20 protein-coding genes are annotated in these 15790 nt (G+C 54.9%); 6 read left to right on the top strand and 14 right to left on the bottom strand.

The window, feature by feature from the left end:
• Positions 1-178: 178 nt before the first annotated feature.
• Positions 179-415, bottom strand: a complete 237-nt coding sequence (locus tag ACLQ7H_RS16915; RefSeq protein ID WP_337925193.1) for an ogr/Delta-like zinc finger family protein — start codon at positions 413-415, stop codon at positions 179-181.
• A 73-nt stretch (positions 416-488) separates the two neighbouring features.
• Positions 489-1607 carry a phage late control D family protein gene (locus ACLQ7H_RS16910; protein ID WP_411753662.1) on the bottom strand — a complete coding sequence of 373 codons (1119 nt, stop codon included), beginning with the start codon at positions 1605-1607 and terminating at the stop codon, positions 489-491.
• A 161-nt stretch (positions 1608-1768) separates the two neighbouring features.
• Between ACLQ7H_RS16910 and ACLQ7H_RS16905 the strand changes: the two genes are divergently transcribed.
• The 6 genes from ACLQ7H_RS16905 (at position 1769) to ACLQ7H_RS16880 (ending at position 7562) form a co-directional block, all read left to right on the top strand.
• Entirely contained in the window at positions 1769-2935 is a 1167-nt protein-coding gene (locus tag ACLQ7H_RS16905) for a phage tail sheath subtilisin-like domain-containing protein (RefSeq protein ID WP_411753661.1), read from the top strand.
• A 10-nt stretch (positions 2936-2945) separates the two neighbouring features.
• On the top strand, positions 2946-3461 hold the full coding sequence (locus ACLQ7H_RS16900; RefSeq protein WP_411753660.1) for a phage major tail tube protein: 516 nt from the start codon (positions 2946-2948) through the stop codon (positions 3459-3461).
• 69 nt (positions 3462-3530) lie between these two features.
• Complete coding sequence (locus ACLQ7H_RS16895) at positions 3531-3839, top strand: phage tail assembly protein (RefSeq protein WP_065685089.1); 309 nt, start codon at positions 3531-3533, stop codon at positions 3837-3839.
• Entirely contained in the window at positions 3830-3979 is a 150-nt protein-coding gene (locus ACLQ7H_RS16890) for a GpE family phage tail protein (RefSeq protein WP_074423370.1), read from the top strand. The genes ACLQ7H_RS16895 and ACLQ7H_RS16890 overlap by 10 nt, the downstream gene beginning before the upstream one ends.
• 3 nt (positions 3980-3982) lie before the next feature.
• The gene (locus ACLQ7H_RS16885) at positions 3983-7102 is read left to right on the top strand and encodes a phage tail tape measure protein (RefSeq protein ID WP_411753659.1); all 3120 of its coding nucleotides are present in this window, start codon (positions 3983-3985) and stop codon (positions 7100-7102) included.
• 31 nt (positions 7103-7133) lie between these two features.
• A complete protein-coding gene (locus ACLQ7H_RS16880) occupies positions 7134-7562 on the top strand; it encodes a phage tail protein (RefSeq protein WP_411753669.1) in 429 nt (142 codons plus the stop codon).
• Positions 7563-7668: 106 nt separating this feature from the next.
• Here ACLQ7H_RS16880 and ACLQ7H_RS16875 read toward each other — a convergent pair whose 3' ends face one another.
• The 12 genes from ACLQ7H_RS16875 to ACLQ7H_RS16820 form a co-directional block, all read right to left on the bottom strand.
• Positions 7669-9915, bottom strand: coding sequence for a phage tail protein (locus ACLQ7H_RS16875; RefSeq protein WP_411753658.1), 2247 nt, complete (start codon positions 9913-9915; stop codon positions 7669-7671).
• Positions 9905-10519, bottom strand: coding sequence for a phage tail protein I (locus ACLQ7H_RS16870; protein ID WP_411753657.1), 615 nt, complete (start codon positions 10517-10519; stop codon positions 9905-9907). The genes ACLQ7H_RS16875 and ACLQ7H_RS16870 overlap by 11 nt, the downstream gene beginning before the upstream one ends.
• Positions 10512-11423, bottom strand: coding sequence for a baseplate J/gp47 family protein (locus ACLQ7H_RS16865; RefSeq protein WP_411753656.1), 912 nt, complete (start codon positions 11421-11423; stop codon positions 10512-10514). The genes ACLQ7H_RS16870 and ACLQ7H_RS16865 overlap by 8 nt, the downstream gene beginning before the upstream one ends.
• Positions 11420-11770, bottom strand: coding sequence for a GPW/gp25 family protein (locus ACLQ7H_RS16860; protein ID WP_411753655.1), 351 nt, complete (start codon positions 11768-11770; stop codon positions 11420-11422). Before ACLQ7H_RS16860 ends, ACLQ7H_RS16865 begins: the two co-directional genes overlap by 4 nt.
• Complete coding sequence (locus tag ACLQ7H_RS16855; RefSeq protein WP_411753654.1) at positions 11767-12414, bottom strand: phage baseplate assembly protein V; 648 nt, start codon at positions 12412-12414, stop codon at positions 11767-11769. The genes ACLQ7H_RS16860 and ACLQ7H_RS16855 overlap by 4 nt, the downstream gene beginning before the upstream one ends.
• 96 nt (positions 12415-12510) lie before the next feature.
• Positions 12511-13140: a phage virion morphogenesis protein gene (locus ACLQ7H_RS16850; RefSeq protein ID WP_202673339.1), complete on the bottom strand. Its 630-nt coding sequence runs from the start codon at positions 13138-13140 to the stop codon at positions 12511-12513.
• Positions 13137-13628 (bottom strand): phage tail protein, encoded by a 492-nt coding sequence (locus tag ACLQ7H_RS16845; protein ID WP_411753653.1) that lies wholly within the window; start codon positions 13626-13628, stop codon positions 13137-13139. The genes ACLQ7H_RS16850 and ACLQ7H_RS16845 overlap by 4 nt, the downstream gene beginning before the upstream one ends.
• A 63-nt stretch (positions 13629-13691) precedes the next feature.
• Entirely contained in the window at positions 13692-14237 is a 546-nt protein-coding gene (locus tag ACLQ7H_RS16840; protein WP_411753652.1) for a hypothetical protein, read from the bottom strand.
• The gene (locus ACLQ7H_RS16835; protein ID WP_411753651.1) at positions 14234-14770 is read right to left on the bottom strand and encodes a lysozyme; all 537 of its coding nucleotides are present in this window, start codon (positions 14768-14770) and stop codon (positions 14234-14236) included. Before ACLQ7H_RS16835 ends, ACLQ7H_RS16840 begins: the two co-directional genes overlap by 4 nt.
• Positions 14763-15011, bottom strand: coding sequence for a phage holin (locus ACLQ7H_RS16830; protein ID WP_411753650.1), 249 nt, complete (start codon positions 15009-15011; stop codon positions 14763-14765). Before ACLQ7H_RS16830 ends, ACLQ7H_RS16835 begins: the two co-directional genes overlap by 8 nt.
• A 26-nt stretch (positions 15012-15037) precedes the next feature.
• Positions 15038-15244: a tail protein X gene (locus tag ACLQ7H_RS16825; RefSeq protein ID WP_411753649.1), complete on the bottom strand. Its 207-nt coding sequence runs from the start codon at positions 15242-15244 to the stop codon at positions 15038-15040.
• Positions 15244-15738 carry a head completion/stabilization protein gene (locus tag ACLQ7H_RS16820; protein ID WP_411753648.1) on the bottom strand — a complete coding sequence of 165 codons (495 nt, stop codon included), beginning with the start codon at positions 15736-15738 and terminating at the stop codon, positions 15244-15246. The genes ACLQ7H_RS16825 and ACLQ7H_RS16820 overlap by 1 nt, the downstream gene beginning before the upstream one ends.
• Positions 15739-15790 lie beyond the last annotated feature (52 nt).

The following is a 15790-nucleotide window of genomic DNA, read 5'->3' as shown; positions in this document are numbered from 1 at the left end:
GGTACCAGGAAAATAAACTAAGAATAATCAAAGCAATATGTAGTAATGTCGTACCGCCGAGAGGCGGTTTTTTTGTGCCTGCAAAAAGGTGAATGGCTCCTAAATGGCTCCATGGTGGCGACGGTGTTTTTTGGGATGGCAATTTCGGCATGAAAAAAACCGCCGAAGCGGGTTGGTACTAAAATTCTAAGCCCATCTGATCATCACCCAGGTGGCCAGGATGAAAAAGCTCTCTTGGCAGTTCTGCGCCCTCGGTAGGCTTGGCGTCAGTCAGTACCTTTTCAACCTCTTGCAGGGTGGTAAAGCAGGTGCCGCAAAGCATGTTTTGGCACTGGTGATAATTACGCTGGGTTCTCTCTGATAGCCGTAAGCTGGTGCGGGTTCTGGCTACCGCGTTGCACTTAAAACATCTCATCATATCGGCATTCTCCCCGATATTTACTATTACTGTGAGTATATCACCGTTAGGCAATAGAGCACTCTTTCGGTTATTCACCCTGATTATTTTCCTCTGGCATCATATCAACATCGGTTATCTTCACTTCCAATGTGAGCCCGGTAATAAATCCATTCTCATCAATAGTGTGAGTCACTTGGGTGATTATCCAATCGGCATTATCGATCTGCGGTTTAAATCCCATGACCTGTGCGTGCAACTCAGGGAACAGATCGGCGCGCCCCTCGGCCAGCGTAATTGAAAACTCCGCCGCCCCCCGTTGTAGCTGTCGCCATTTTGCTGCAGCTGCACGTCGAGCGGCCCGCTCTGTCTTGAAGGTGGTACGCATCACAAACGTATTACCCTCAGCACCCTCTAAATAGTTTCCTTCCTTGCTGCTTGATGCCGGTTCTTTCTTTTTTGGCGTGGTCTTTTTCTTCCTGGGTTTACGGGTGATCTTGGTGGGGCGTGTCTTGCCGAAGTCCAGATCCAGCCAGTAAGCGGTAACGCCGGTGTAGGCGTCGCGGTCTGCCATACGAAAGGTGTGACGGTCGCCGGATGCGCGGGTGATGGTGATGATTGGCAGCAACTTGCCGCTGGCGGATACTGCTTTACCTGGCCAGATGAATAACAACATACCGTTTTTAATGGTGGCAATGGCGCCCAACATCTCTGCCATGCGGGAAAGAAAGCTGATGTCGCTCTCGTTGGTCTGGTCGGCGTGGTCGATCTCGACGTCGGCCAAGTCCTCACTGACGGCAGCGCGTAAATCGTAACGTGTCGCCAGTGTGGCCACCAACTTACCGACGGTGATGTCCTTCCAGCTCTGCTCCCGCTTGACGTTGAAGGTATCGCGAAAATCGGCGCTGCGGGCGGTGATGATCAATTGATCTGGCGGCCCCTGGTGCTGTATCTCATCAACAACAAAGATCCCCTTGGGTGTCAGCGTCTCGCCGCGCCAGCCGATGGCCAGCGCAATGGCGGTTCCCCTGGTGGGCAGGTTCAGGAGGTGATCGGTATCGTCAAGAGTGAGCTCCAGCGTGTCAGCCTCAAAGCCGCGGTTATCTGATAGAGATAGGCTGATCAAGCGATCATTGACTGCCGTCACTGTCTTGCCATTGATCGCAATGTCGAAGGCTGGTGCCCGGTATTCATCAATGCTGAAATCCATGCTGCTCACTCTGCCGTAACCGTTTGTCGCATCTTCTGATGGTATGACTGGTGAAGTAACCCGGCTGTGATTGTAGGGCGCTTGAGACAATGCTCATTGCGTGTTCTGCGCGCGCGAGGCGGCGATGATGGCGGAGCCTATTAAATTACAGGGGTTATCCTATGAGCGATTTTCATCATGGCGTGACTGTGAATGAAAGCGTTAATTCATCCACGATCATCACTGATGTTGCGTCTGCTGTCATTGGCGTGGTGTGCACGTCAGATGACGCCGATGCCGATGTGTTCCCGCTAAATACGCCGGTACTGCTCACGCGTGTGCGCACCGTTCTCGGCAAGACCGGGACGACGGGCACGCTAAAAACCGTGCTGACCGCCATCTCGCAGCAAGCCAGCCCGCCAACCATTGTCATTCGAGTGGAGGAGGGGACGGACGAAACCGAAACAACCGAGAATGTGATCGGCGGCGTGGGTGCCGACGGTCGTTACACCGGTCTTTTTGCCCTGCTGGTTGCCGAAATGCGAACCGGCATGAAGCCGCGTATTCTTGGCGCGCCTGGTCTGGATTCGCTTCCGGTCGCACAACAACTGGCAACCTTCGCGCAGGAGTTGAAGGCGTTTGCTTACGTCAGTGCCGGTGACAGCGCCACGATTGCAGAAGCTAAAGAGTACCGCGCCAACTTTACTCAGCGCGAGGTAATGATCATTTACCCGGACTGGCTGGCCTATGACACCAAAGCTGGCGTTAACGTTGTTGTCCCGGCCACTGCGTATGCATTGGGGCTACGGGCTCGTATCGATGCGCAGATTGGTTGGCATAAAACGCTATCCAACATCGCCGTTAACAATGTGGTTGGCACGTCTCAGGATATCTATTTCGCGCTGCAAGGGACGGATACCGATGCAGATGCGCTGAATGCCGAGCACATCACCACGCTGATCAAACAAGACGGCTTCCGCTTCTGGGGTAACCGTACGGCGGATAAAGAAACCTTTATCTTTGAGTCGTATACCCGTACCGCTCAGTTGATCGCCGACACGATCGCCGAGGCGCATTTCCCGTATATCGATAAGCCACTTACGCCTAGCCTGGCGCGCGACATTATCGACGGCATTAAGCGCAAGCTTTCCGCCTGGGTCACCGCTGGCCGCTTGTTGGGCGCTGATGTCTGGTATGACACCGACCTCAATACCACTGAGTCGTTAAAGGTCGGCAGGCTCACGATCAAGTACCGCTATACCCCCGTTCCCCCACTCGAACACCTGGTGTTAGAGCAGGAGTTTACGGACGAGTATTTCGCTACCTTTGCCAACGCCGTAAACAGTTAAGGGGATCGTCATGGCACTACCGCGCAAATTGAAGTTGTTTAACTATTACCTCAACGGCAATAGCTATCTCGGCCAGGTTGAGGAGGTCACGCTGCCTAAGTTCACGGTCAAGACCGAGGACTATCAGGGCGGCGGGATGCTGGGATCGGTGGCCGTTGATCTCGGCTTTGAGCCTGGCGCTCTGGATATGGAAGTCACCATGGGCGGCATCATGTTCGAGCTGATGACGCAATACGGCATCCCTAACGCTGATGGTCTGCAATCGCGCTTTGCGGGTTCCTATCAGGCCGAGGACAGCGGCGACGCAATTCCGGTTGAAGTCCAGACGCGTGGCCGCTTCGTTGAGATTGACACCGGTAATGCGAAGCAGGGGGAGAACACGCAGCATAAGTATTCGCTGAAAAATACCTACTGCAAGCTGACGCATAACGGCACCGTGCTGATCGAGCTCGATATCATCAACATGATTTACATCGTCAACGGCGTTGACCGCATGGCGCAGCACCGGGCCAACGTCGGCCTGTAATCGCGTATTACTTACCCGATGCCAGTCTGCGGCAGTGGGCTGGCCTAACTTGCTATATGGAGATATCACATGAGTGAATCGATTACCCTGCAAACACCTATCAAGCGTGGCGAAACACTGATCGCGGTGGTGTCCATCACTGACACCATGAAACAGGCTGGCAGTCTGCGCGGCCTGAAACTTATTGATGTGATGAACAGTGATGTCGACAGCCTGATCACGCTGTTGCCACGCGTCACCGAGCCCGCGCTCACGCCGGTGGAGATTGCCGGAATGGATACCTGGGACTTTGCGCAGATGGCGCTGGGTGTGTCGGCTTTTTTACAGCCTACCTCTGTGGAAAACAAGACCCCGGAGCCCGCGTCGAAATCAAAATAAACAGCGTAGAGGATGCTATCGCCGACATCGCGACTATCTTTCATTGGCCGCCACCCGATCTCTGGTCTATGTCCCTTGTGGAGCTAGCTGAATGGCGAGAACGGGCGGCGCTCCGCAGCGGTAACACAGAAGAAGAGTAACCTATGGCCGACCGCAAACTACAGATACAAGTGGCTTTGGGGGCGGTCAATAACCTGAGTCGCCCTCTTGATGCGGCACAAAAGAGCAGTGCCGCACTCGCCAGCCAGATCAAAAGCACCCGCGCCAGTATCAAGCAACTGTCTAGCTCGGCAGACAGCTTTGACAAGCTCAGCGCCGCCAGTGCAAAGACGACGGCGCGCATTGAGAAAATTCAACGTGCTGCCGATGCAGTCCGATCGCTTGAAAACCCTACCCAGAAACAGATCGCCGCCGTCCAGCGTTGGGATGAGCGCCTGGTAAAACTGCGTGGAACACAGGAAGGGCAGATCCAACGCCTGGTGCGCCTGCGTGGTGAACTGAAACAGCACGGTGTGTTTGTTGATAAGAACAGCAACGCCACTCAGGCGGCCGCTCGCTATACGGAGCAATACAACCGCCAGCTCGCCGAACAAGAAAAACGACTCAAACAAATCGGTGATGCCCGAACCCGCTACGCCGAGGGGAGGGAATTTGCCAGTAACCTGCGTGGGGCTGGCACGTCTGCCTTGATGGTCGGCGCGGCAATGGGTGCGCCAATTGCCCTGATCACCCGACGATACAGCTCACTTGAAGATGCCATGAAAGGCGTGGCAAAGCAGGTTGACGGTCTGCTCACCGACGATGGCCAGCGCACGGCGCGCTATTACGAAGTGCAAAAACTCATTCAGGAAGCTGCGGCAGTCACACCGCTGCCGGGTGGTGGCCTGGATTATGCGGCGCTGATCGAGGGCGGTGGCCGCATGGGGGTAGCCAAGAAGGATGACACCTGGGCGGATCAGCGGCGTGACCTGTTGGCGTTTGCGGATACCGCCGCCAAAGCGTCCAAGGCGTTCGAATTGCCCGCGGGTGAACTGGCGGAAGATCTCGGCAAAATCGCCAACCTTTACCGCATACCGATCAAAGATATTGAATCGCTGGGCGATGCGATCAACTACCTGGATGATAATGCGCAGTCCAAGGGTGCGGATATTATCGACGTACTGAAACGCATGGGGGGCAACGCCGAGCGCATGGGCTATAAGCAGGCGGCCGCTCTCGGTTCGACGTTCCTGTCACTCGGTACTGAGCGGGAGCTTGCCGCCAGCGCCTCCAATGCGATGGTGCGCGAGCTGTCCATCGCCAGCATGCAAAGCGACAAGTTTACTGAGGCGCTGAATGTCCTGGGGATTAACGCCAAAAAACTTGAAGTGTCCATGGCCACGGACGCGATGGGAACTATTCGCACCGTGCTTAATGCGGTCAGCAAGTTGCCAGAAGCCGACCGCCTGAAAGTGCTGACGCAGCTTTTCGGGAAAGAGTTCGGTGATGATGCGGCGAAGCTGGCCAACAATCTGGGGGAGCTTGATCGCCAATTGGCCCTTCTTGAGGGCACCTCTGCACGCGGATCGATGGCACGTGAGGCGAATATCGATAAGGACTCCCTCTCGTCACAGTGGGGGCTGCTAAAGGCTGGGTTGAGCGGGCTTGCAGAAGCCCTTGGCAGCACGTTGCGGCCGCAACTGATGGCACTGATGGCGTGGGCACAGAAGTGGCTGACGTCGGCGCGAGCATGGGTGGCGCAGAACAAAGAGACGGTCGGGACGGTGGTTCGTCTTACTGCGGCGATTGCCGGTCTGTCTGTTGGGTTCGGGGCTCTACTGGTCACGACGGCAACGATAATGAACCCCTTGAAGGCGATCCAACTAGCATTCAGTCTCATTACCGGCGGGGGGGCACCGGGTGCGGTGGGTTTGCTTGCCCATGCATTCACGTTCTTAAAAACATCGATGCTGGGTGCTTTTAATGGTGTCATGATTTTTCTAGGCGGGCTTACCTGGCCGATTGTCGCGATTGGTGCAGCGATTTTCGCGATTGGCGCAGCGCTAATCGCGGTAGGGCTGATCGTTTATAAATATTGGGAACCCATCAAGGCGTGGTTTTCTGGGCTCTGGTCTGGGTTGGCTGAGTCCTCCGTCGGCATCATTCGTGCACTATCACCGTTAACACCAGTTTTTGATGCCATAGGGCGTGCGCTTGGCTGGGTGTGGGAAAAGCTAAAAGGGGTATGGGACTGGTTTACCCGATTAGTAACCCCCGTGAAATCAACACGCGAGGAACTCGATAAAGCGACGGAGTCGGGTAAAAAATTCGGTATGGCGTTAGGGGAGGCCATCTCGATGCTATGGGCGCCGTTCGCGTGGCTGAAGGATCAGATTATTTGGGTGCTGGAAAAACTCAACGCGATCCCTGAGCAGGCTGAGCGCATCCGTATTGCAGCGGCTCGCGCCAATGGCATGAATAACGCGATGCCGAATGGGGAGTACACCCCTAAACCGGCAGTAATGCGTATATGGGATGCGAAGGCAAAAAAATGGACAACGCAGGAATGGAAGCCTAACGCAGCCGTTAAGGCCGGAGGGGATAAACCGACGGAGAATCCACCACCGAACCCACCTCCCAAGCCCCCCGCTATAAAGCCAGCAGGTGCAATCTGGGGTAAGAATCCGGACAGCGGCAAGTCAGGGGCGGGAGTGGGTGTGGCGGGTAAGGAGGCCGAGAAGAGGGATCCCAACAAGCTCGGCGATATCGTCTTTAAGAACGTGGCGCCGCATATTGCCCTTGCATCGCCCTACCTGACCGCTCAGCGTGAGCAGGCGCGGGCGATCAATGGGTTAACCAAGGCGGCAGATGCGCTGCGCAAATCAACGACGGGGCTAGACAAGTTCGGCAGTATCGGGCTTGGCCAGGGGAGTTTTGCCGGGGTGTTTGCTGAACCGCAAAAGCAACAGACCAGCCTGCTTACTCAACTTCGAATGGCGGCAAGTGGCATGCTCCAGCGCGCCCAGGATTGGATTGGTGGCGGTACTCAGTTGGCATTTGCGGGGGCGGGTGCTGTTCTTGCCCCGCAAGCCAATCAGCGCACGCTGTTGGCCCGTTCTGAGCCCGTAGCGATCGAGGGTAATACCTATCACCTGTCGTTTGATTTAAAAGAAGCCGGCCAGCTTGATGAGCGCAAGATCGCGATGCTGGTCAAAGAGCAGATCACCGATATTGAGCGGCAGAAAGCCATGAGAAACCGTTCACAATTGCGTGACCGCGAATAAATCAAAGGGGGGTTATATGTTGCAAATGCCTATGATGATGGCGCTTGGTTTGTTCGTGTTCATGCGTTCAACGGCTCCTTACCAGACGTTGGCGCAGGAGCGTACCTGGCGCCATGCGAAAAATGATCGCGTTGGCCGCTCGCCTAAGTATCAGTATGTCGGGCCTGGAGAGGACAAAATCACTCTGTCTGGCATCCTATACCCGGAGATCACCGGTGGTGATATCTCACTCGGCTTACTGCATACCATGGCGTTTACCGGCTCGGCCTGGCCATTGATCGAGGGCACCGGCGCTATCTATGGGATGTATGTGATCACGTCGATTCAGGAAACGCGCACTGAGTTTTTCAAGGATGGTAAGGCCCGCAAGATTGAGTTTACCCTTAACCTGGAACGCGTCAGCGAGGATTTGCGCGAGGCGTTGGGCGATCTGTCGTTAAGTTTGGATAAGCTGATCTGAGTGGGGTTGTCTGTGCTGGCCAACCTGGCGGTACAGACCGAGTTATCTATACTGCAGGCGACAAAAAGCCAGCTTTCTCGCTGGCTTTATTCTTGTTAAATAACCGTTACCTGACGACGCCCGGGCTTTCTATCATGAGTCGCGCCTGTTGAAACGTGGTTAATGCGCGATCGCTTGTCGCGTTGTGACTGAGGGTTATCTTGTATGCCCTGCCATCTGCTCTGACTTTAAACAGCGGTCCATACATCAGGTTTAATCCTGCCGTACATACATGAGTCACCTGCCCGATATTAACGGTGTCGGCCCAAAATTTCATGGTAATTATTTCACCTGCGGCCATGCCATTTAAACCAATAAAGGGCACCAGATCGTAACAACGCCCATCGGATGCTGAAAAAATCCCGGTGACGGGATCGTAAATGTAGTTTGTTCCTTCTAATGAGTCTTCAAAAATCAAGTCCGTATCTACATTGGGTGCGATATTTTGTGCAACTTTCCGGCGCATCACGGAATAATACTTATCATCAATTCCTCGCGGGATATAGCGACCGGGTTTACCGATCCTGTCCAATGCGGGCTCTTTAATGATGGCCCTTACGGCACCGTCAGCAATAGCGATCACGTTAATTTCAACCAATATCCTGTCTATTGTACTGCTGGGAATAACACCTAGCTCGACATAGGCCAACTGATCGTTTTCTCTCAGGGTGAATGTCCTGCTGTTAGAGGTGATATCCGTTGCACCTGACTTCGCATAGATTGAGAGCCTTATCTGTGCATTAGTCAGTTGCAGAGAGGATGGGCGGAGCCAGAAACAAAAAGGGGTATATATTTTTGTTGGCTTGATGAAATAATTCTGGCTAAGGGTGGCCTTTGCTCCAGCCAGCGTTCCTGCGCCCCCGTTAATATCCAATGTATTGCCACTTTCCCCCGGGCTAAATGTGATGCTGGCATTATTGAATGCAGAGGTGTCGACCGACCATTTATATGGTGCCTGATGCGAATCTGATATTTTATCAAAGCGTGAATTAATCAACAGGTTTTCGCCGCCGCTGTGTTGCAGTGCGGTGGTGATAGGCTTATACCTTGCAACCCATTCTGTTGGCGTAACAACGGCGATCTCTTTGCTTTTGATATAAATCATCAGATCGGCCAGCCAGCCGGGATCGAGGTGAGTATAAAAACATAAATACGTGTTCGTTGATATGGCGTAATCAACCAGTGATTTTGCATGTTCCAGCGTTATTGCTTCGATGCTGACGCGCTTCATATTATAAACGTCATCCGTTAACCGGTTGACGGAGAGCGTGGGTTGCGTCTTGGTGACGCTTCGGGTAAACGCATAATCGTGTTGCACCCTCAGTTCATTGTAGAATTTACTGTCAAAAACGGAGTCTGGGGCAACAAAACCCGCAATGTTGAACCCCATTTGAACCAGCGCGCTCTTGCCTGCCCGGATCAGAGATTCACCATAGGACTGTGGAACATCACTGTTTAGCACTAGCCCGTTGGATGAATGACTTAGCACCTCACCACCGGTGTCCTTAATGAACTGGTGGGCATCTTCCATTCTTACGCGATTGTAGGAACTCCCCATACCATAGACAAACAAGGCCAGTGCGGCTTTGAATTTGTGTGTCACGGCCAGCGGTATCAAGACGTTTTTTGATACATCTGTCCCATCGTCAAAGACGATTGATACCGCCCCTTGCAAGTGTGTCAGCCCAATATTCCTGACTGCGGAAGCCTGGACAGACTCGCCTGCCGTTTTTAATTCACTCAACCCGCCAGCAATGAGGGGGTATTGTGTGTGTGGGTTTTCCTCGGCAACATGTTGATTCATTGCATTGGTGGTAGTATCTGACGCGTATTTTTTTGCGGCTGCACTGGCGTCATCAACATATTTTCGGGTGGCCAATACGATGGCCGGATCGATTTTCACCGTCACGCTGGATGTATTGCTGACAATAATCACCATGCGAACTGTCTGGGTGCGCCCCGAGCCTTCTTGCAACAAGGGTTTATAGGTTTCCGGGCAGTTGGATACCGCAACCAGATCGCCATCCTCGTCATACAGACCGACTTCCTTGATCCACCAACCGCCAATATTCTCAGGGATCACCTGCTCAACAATGATCTGTGCATCGTTAAGTGGGTCAATAGATAACTGATTGATGGGCGCTCTACGACGTTCATTTACCAATGAAGTCTGGTCTGGGGTTGGTGTCGGTAGCGAACCTCCGCCATCGCCGACGGCCATTTCGGTAATATTGAGCTTGATGCCCAGTGCTGCCGCATTGGTTATCTTTGCAACGCCAATATTGGTTAGTAAGGCAAAATATCTAGCGCTCATTGGTCACACTCACTGTATCAATCAAATGGATTGCCGCACCGGCGTAGGTTTCTGGTGAGCCCACTTCCAGTAACTCAGGGAAATAGGGGTAAATTGTCAGCTCATCCCCCAGGTAATTAGCCGCCCCCGCGTAAAGCGGGGCGATTGTTTTCAAACGTATGGCGAGGCCAATCAGATGGCGGCTACGTGGTTTTGCAGAGTCAATCAGGCGCTCTAGTTCGTCATGCATGGCTTCGGTGATGCCTTTGTCCATGACGTCAACGATGGCCCGCCAGGTTCCCGGCTCGTCGTCAGTTTCCCACCATTCCGTTGGGGAAAGCTCAAAGCCCAGCGGCATGATGGCGCGACGCACGGCGCCCATGGTTCCCTTGCGCTGATGCAGCACAAAGGCGGCCTTGACCACGGCGCGCTTGGTAGCCTCTGACCATGAGTCATCCCAACGATCGACAGATCGCGCCCAGGCCAGATAGGGCAACAAGGCAACCGGGCATGTGTCCGGGTTCCAGGTGTCCCGCAAAGGAACGGGGATATCATCAATACCTGCGCATGCTTTCGCGACATTGTGTTCAAAGGGAGAGGCTGAAATAGGAAGTAGGCTATTCATCCGAACCACCAACCGTTATTTGGTAATCAGTGCAGTACGCCGCTTGTGTACGATCAAGCACCACATCCTCCAGCGGGGCGGCTAACTCAACGCGCTGCACCCCTTCGGTATGCAAGGCGGCATAAATTGCCGAGCGGCGAATATCACGCCCCAGACGTCGCTGCTGGCTGATGTATTCCACCAACCGTACCTCTGCGTTTTCCCTGACGAGTGCCGCCTCCGGGCCGGGGAAGAGAAAGAGCATGGCATCGATACGGTAATTCACGATGCTGGCTGATTGGATCAGTAACCGATCGGCAACGGGGCGGATTTCCTCACTGTTCAGAGCCCTGTCAACGATGGAGAGCAGAGCATCGGACGCGGTGCCGTCGCCCTCTCGGGATAGCACCGTGATCGTCACGTTCGCGGGGGAAGGGCTCAAGGCGCTGGCATCTGCTACGCGACCGTCGGCACTCGCGGCATGGAATTCATAAGCCCCGGTTGGCCCAGCCACAGACATCCCCTCAAAAGCGGCAGGGATCCGCATTCGAAAATCACCGTCAGACTCCATGACAGCAGCCACCGGCGGTATGGCTTCCTCATTGCCAGGGGTGATCACCAGCCGTTCCACGTTGTTGTTGGCGCCAAGCTGATCCAGATCGCTGAGTTGTGAATAAGCCACCATGCCCGCCAGTGCGGCCTGATTGACACGCTGGCGCAACAGCAACTCACGGTAGGTACTTTCCTGCAACAGCTTGACCAGTGGCTCAGACTCCAGTTGCAGCGTCCTGGCGATAGCATCCCGCTCGGCCCCTTCGGGGTACAGGGCAAGCAGCCGGTTTTTGTTCAGCTCAAACAACACCTCAAAACTGAGCTCCTCAATCACCAGTGGGGCGGGAAGGCGGGACAGGTCGATCACGCTCATTGACCAGCCTCCAGGGGGATATCAAGGGTGAATGGCTGGTTGTTGCTGCTGATCCTGCCGATTAATCTGGCGGCCAGGTGTGCATCATCCCCGTTTAGGGTGATAGAAGAGAGGGCGATCCGCGGCTCCCATTGCAATACGGCACTGTAAATGGCTGACATCACCTTAAGCTGTGTCGCGGGGTTCTGCGGATTATCCAGCAGGGAAAAAATCAGAGAGCCGTAGGTTCTGCGCTGGATCCGTGAGCCGATTGGCGTACAGACGATGTCGGCAACGGATTGCTTGATGTGAGCCATGTCCGTCATGGCTCGGCCCGTGTGGCCGTTCATGCCGAGATAGGCTGTCATACCGGATCCCCGCTGATATCGTCGCCCGCTTTAACGCCGCTGTGACCATGGCGGTCAACGGTGATGCCATTGGAGGTCATCTTGCCGCCGCCCTGGGTAACCTCACCGTTAACGATGGCATCACTGTTAATGCGTAGCCCGGTGCCGGAGGTTTTGCTGTTAAAGGCGGTATCGGCGTTGAAAACAATGTCTTGCGCATTAAAAGCAATGTCCTGCGCATTGAAAACCATGCTTTTTGAAGAAATACGCAGCGTGCCGTTTGCATCAATGCGCAAATCCACCACGCCCGTTATATCGCCGGTGCTGCTCGCAGGGTCATACCCGAAAGTGGCGCCATCCGGGTAGCGCGTCAGGTTCACTGCGGGGTTATCGCTGGGAGCGGGGGCGCTGTCGCCATACAAGCCAAGGAGCGCAACAGCGGTGGTAAGCTCCCCGCTCGCCGCTAAAACGACGACTTGCTCACCGACCGTTGGCGCCCACCAGGTGACGGCATTACCCGCACGCAGTGCCAGCCAGGGGATCCAGGTGGTGACCAGTTCACCGGTGGCGATACGTACGCGCGGCGGATCCATTTGGACACTGTCAACAGTACCAAAGCGAATGAGGTTAGCCAGGCGGCGCAGGATTTCGGCGATATCGTTCATGAGTTACCGGCAGTGACGAAAAGTATGCCGGTATTGTTGCCCCCTCGCGCGCGGGCAGGCAACGTGGGGGCATTGTAGGGGGGCTGCTACAAGCAGTTACCACCGCTTATCGACAATGAAGTCGAAAACAGCATCTAGCATCAACTCCCGATCCTGCGGGGTGACGCCCAACAGTTCTCGCAGTGGGTAGCGCATGCGCACGCTAGGGTTGACCTGATCCTCAAGGCCAAGCTGATGCACGTTCGCTATCTGTGCGGCCACACCATCAAAACCGACAACGGCAGAATCTCCAGAGGCTCTGGCGCGCAGAAATGAGGCGGTACGCAGGCGGCGGAACATGGGTTGAGGCTTTCTAACGCGCTTTGTGGTGGTAGCTGTTTCAACCGAGATATAACGCTCAATACGGTTGCGCAAGAAAGTACGAATTGCGCCGCGCTTGTTATCCCAGCCGGTGATCCGGTCGTGCCCGCGCTTCCAGTTCTTGAGGTCGCGCAACTCACCAAAGTAGATAAAGCGCAGGCGCTGTTGCGTGACTTCGGTGCGTGGGCTGCGCGCCTGGTACTTGGTGCCATCGGTGTTCTGCTGTTGGGCAATGCGCTTTTGCTGCCCCTTGCGGAGTGTCTGCGCCAACTTCTTGACCATCAGGCGACGGCGTGCCGGTTCGACATTGCGTAACATGTCTTGCAACTCTTTTTCGAGCTGTGCCAGATCGTTGGTATTGCTCATGATTTACCACCTACCTGCTGACTTACCCAGGTGTTAACCATCTCCCCCACGCTGTCTAACGTCCACTCACTGACATCGGCATGGGGGTCGTGAGGGGGTTCAGTGCGGTGCGTGACGATCAGCTCACCGTCTTTCTTGGTGACAATCGCCGCCTCGGTCAGTTGTAGGGTGATCAGCAGGTCAACGGTTCCGTTGCCCAGAATATCGACCTTGAATTTAACCCCTGTCTCCCGCAAGTCTGAGTTGAAATGCAGATCCGGCTGGTGTTTACGGATCCACAACTGCACCGGCAACATGACAGTATCCACATCATGGGGGTAGTCAATCACCAGCAGGTTGGTCTGATAGCGGTATTCGTGCGACAGGGATTTTTGCCCGGTAGAAACAGTCTTTCCCTCTGGAATCCAGATAGTCAGCGAATCGGGGTTCATTCGCAGATAGGTATTGGCGGCGCTGATGGCCTCGCGCAACAGTTGGGGTTTTAGCATGGTGTTCTCCTTCGTCTGCAGCACAGCTATTTTTGGCTATGTCTGCCGGTATGGCCAAGACAGTCATTTTTGACTGTGATCGATGGTGTCCCCGGATGAACGCGCCTTTTCAGCGGCCCGGATGGCGGCCAGGCGGTTGTTGGCCTGCTCAATGGCATCAAGCAACATCGGCAACCATTCAAGCGCCTGCGCGTAACTCAATCGTCTGGCGGTAGTGGCACCAGTATTGGCGTGGTCAGGCTGGATGGGAGGGGTTGGCAGGGCGACGGCACGTAAACGGTGGGTGAAGTAGAACAGCCGGTCACTAACATCACCAGGCAGATACTGCACAGCGCAAGGCTCTTTTTTAATGAGGGTGCGTATTTCGGTACGCACGGTGTCGTTTTTGGCGCTGGCTTGGCGGTTGTCATGCTCGGTAGCCTCGGAAATGGTATTGAAAATGCGTGATGTGGCGGCCTGGGTGCTGATGATGGCACGGGATTTCTTAAGGTCTATATCTAGCGTGCTGACCTGTTTCGCCAAGTTGGCGTTACTTTTACGCAGTAGCTTGGCGTCAACGAACAGCGCGACAATCAACAACAGTCCCGCCACGGTAAGCCAGCGATTCATGATGATGCCCCACTTAAACAGTGGGCCATTTCGATATTTCTGCGGATCTCAAGGCCACGCAGGCGCTTGCCGCCGGAGTAGGAAAAATCGGGGATGCGTTGACACATGGCAGGCCAGTTTTTTACCTGCGCATATTGGTAAATTTGCGTGGGGCGCTTGGCTTTGCTGTTCCAGCGCATCCCGGCACAGCCCAGGTTAAACGCCAAGGACGTCATGGCCTCAAAAGTAGGCTGCGGCATGTCTCGGCCATTAAACCGGCTATTGACGCAACTCTCGGCGGTCTTGATGTCGTCTACCCATCGGCGGGCGATCTCTTCATCACTGTAGCGCTTTTCCGGGTTCACACTTCCAGTGCTCCCCATACCTACGGTTAATACGCCAGCAGGGCAGTGGTAAGGGTCGCGGATGCACCCCTCGGCATTTCCTATCATGGATAGCCCAGCCTCACCGGTTCGGATCTCGCCCAGGAACAAGGCTAGCACCAGTGCAATGATCGCCGTGACCGAGCAGCCTGCCAGTTGTTTTTTACTCACGATATTCTCCTTTGAATGCCTGGCGCTTTTGCTCGTACTCAAATTCGAACATCTTGATACGCCAGGCGTGCTCCGCAGCCCTGCGGGCCTCTTCACGGCGCTTGTAATAGCGGTTGGTCAAGTAGGTGCCCAGACCGGTAAGGATCCCGACCAATACCGCCCATTCATTGAGGGAGAGCCCCCCAAAAACTGCCAACAGCAGTGACCAGAGGTAGGACGCTGCGGAGCTGTACTTTTCCATGAGAGAGGCTCTAAAAGGCATGATGATTAGTCCCAAAGCTGGATCATTTGTGTGTCCGTTGCCTGTTCAACCTGGTTCGGCAATTCAACCGGTGTTCCTGTTGGCAGTATCGGGCCCAGCTCGGCCAGGTGTGGATTGGCGGCTAACACCGCCTCCAGCGCGCCCGCCAGCGCGCCGTAATAGCGATAACAGATGGCATCCAACGTGTCGCCTTGCACGGCCATGACACGCATTACACCAACTCCGCAATGCCGCGCTGATTACCCTGAATATCCTGTATCGCCCACCGTGCGTCGCGCCACAGATCGGTAATGGTGGTGCTTAGCTTCTCTGCGAGGTTGTCACCGTCGCCGGTGGTGTCCACATCCCTGCGGCGCTCAACCAGGTTGGCCTTGGTGTGGCAATACACTGCGCGCCGGTAACGCTGGATCAACACCGACTCACCGTCGATCTGCTCATCATCGCTGACGGGGACATCCTTCAGCGCTTCAAAACCTGCGGCCTGCTGTTTTACCCGCCATTCGGCCAGCTCGTTGTTGACGTTAGTCATGGCTTCGATCGCAGCGTGGTGCAGACGCTCTGTGGTGACTTGCCCGTCAAGGCGCATGACCTTGCGCAGATCCCCTAGGGAGATATCTGGCCAGAATGCGGCGTTGGTGATGACGGTATCGGTATCGATCGGCGTTTCGCTGGCCGGGCGCGCCGGTTCTGTCGCTAAAAAGCTCATCTCGTCACCTCAAAAAAAAGGCGGGCGGTGGACGCCACAAACAGAGAACTCT

Source organism: Serratia sp. (in: enterobacteria), assembly GCF_046715635.1.
In the GTDB taxonomy this organism is placed as follows: domain Bacteria; phylum Pseudomonadota; class Gammaproteobacteria; order Enterobacterales; family Enterobacteriaceae; genus Chania.
Note: the sequence above shows the minus strand (reverse complement) of the source record. Positions and strands in the feature narration are given on the sequence as shown.

Coding starts and splice junctions, on each gene's coding strand:
- ACLQ7H_RS16840 (WP_411753652.1), bottom strand. CDS start 14,237: ATGAATCGCTGGCTTACCGTGGCGGGACTGTTGTTGATTGTCGCGCTG.
- ACLQ7H_RS16875 (WP_411753658.1), bottom strand. CDS start 9,915: ATGAGCGCTAGATATTTTGCCTTACTAACCAATATTGGCGTTGCAAAG.
- ACLQ7H_RS16895 (WP_065685089.1), top strand. CDS start 3,531: ATGAGTGAATCGATTACCCTGCAAACACCTATCAAGCGTGGCGAAACA.
- ACLQ7H_RS16865 (WP_411753656.1), bottom strand. CDS start 11,423: ATGAGCGTGATCGACCTGTCCCGCCTTCCCGCCCCACTGGTGATTGAG.
- ACLQ7H_RS16885 (WP_411753659.1), top strand. CDS start 3,983: ATGGCCGACCGCAAACTACAGATACAAGTGGCTTTGGGGGCGGTCAAT.
- ACLQ7H_RS16915 (WP_337925193.1), bottom strand. CDS start 415: ATGAGATGTTTTAAGTGCAACGCGGTAGCCAGAACCCGCACCAGCTTA.
- ACLQ7H_RS16820 (WP_411753648.1), bottom strand. CDS start 15,738: ATGAGCTTTTTAGCGACAGAACCGGCGCGCCCGGCCAGCGAAACGCCG.
- ACLQ7H_RS16860 (WP_411753655.1), bottom strand. CDS start 11,770: ATGACAGCCTATCTCGGCATGAACGGCCACACGGGCCGAGCCATGACG.
- ACLQ7H_RS16900 (WP_411753660.1), top strand. CDS start 2,946: ATGGCACTACCGCGCAAATTGAAGTTGTTTAACTATTACCTCAACGGC.
- ACLQ7H_RS16905 (WP_411753661.1), top strand. CDS start 1,769: ATGAGCGATTTTCATCATGGCGTGACTGTGAATGAAAGCGTTAATTCA.
- ACLQ7H_RS16855 (WP_411753654.1), bottom strand. CDS start 12,414: ATGAACGATATCGCCGAAATCCTGCGCCGCCTGGCTAACCTCATTCGC.
- ACLQ7H_RS16910 (WP_411753662.1), bottom strand. CDS start 1,607: ATGGATTTCAGCATTGATGAATACCGGGCACCAGCCTTCGACATTGCG.
- ACLQ7H_RS16850 (WP_202673339.1), bottom strand. CDS start 13,140: ATGAGCAATACCAACGATCTGGCACAGCTCGAAAAAGAGTTGCAAGAC.
- ACLQ7H_RS16825 (WP_411753649.1), bottom strand. CDS start 15,244: ATGCGTGTCATGGCCGTGCAAGGCGACACGTTGGATGCCATCTGTTAT.
- ACLQ7H_RS16880 (WP_411753669.1), top strand. CDS start 7,134: ATGATGATGGCGCTTGGTTTGTTCGTGTTCATGCGTTCAACGGCTCCT.
- ACLQ7H_RS16830 (WP_411753650.1), bottom strand. CDS start 15,011: ATGGAAAAGTACAGCTCCGCAGCGTCCTACCTCTGGTCACTGCTGTTG.
- ACLQ7H_RS16845 (WP_411753653.1), bottom strand. CDS start 13,628: ATGCTAAAACCCCAACTGTTGCGCGAGGCCATCAGCGCCGCCAATACC.
- ACLQ7H_RS16870 (WP_411753657.1), bottom strand. CDS start 10,519: ATGAATAGCCTACTTCCTATTTCAGCCTCTCCCTTTGAACACAATGTC.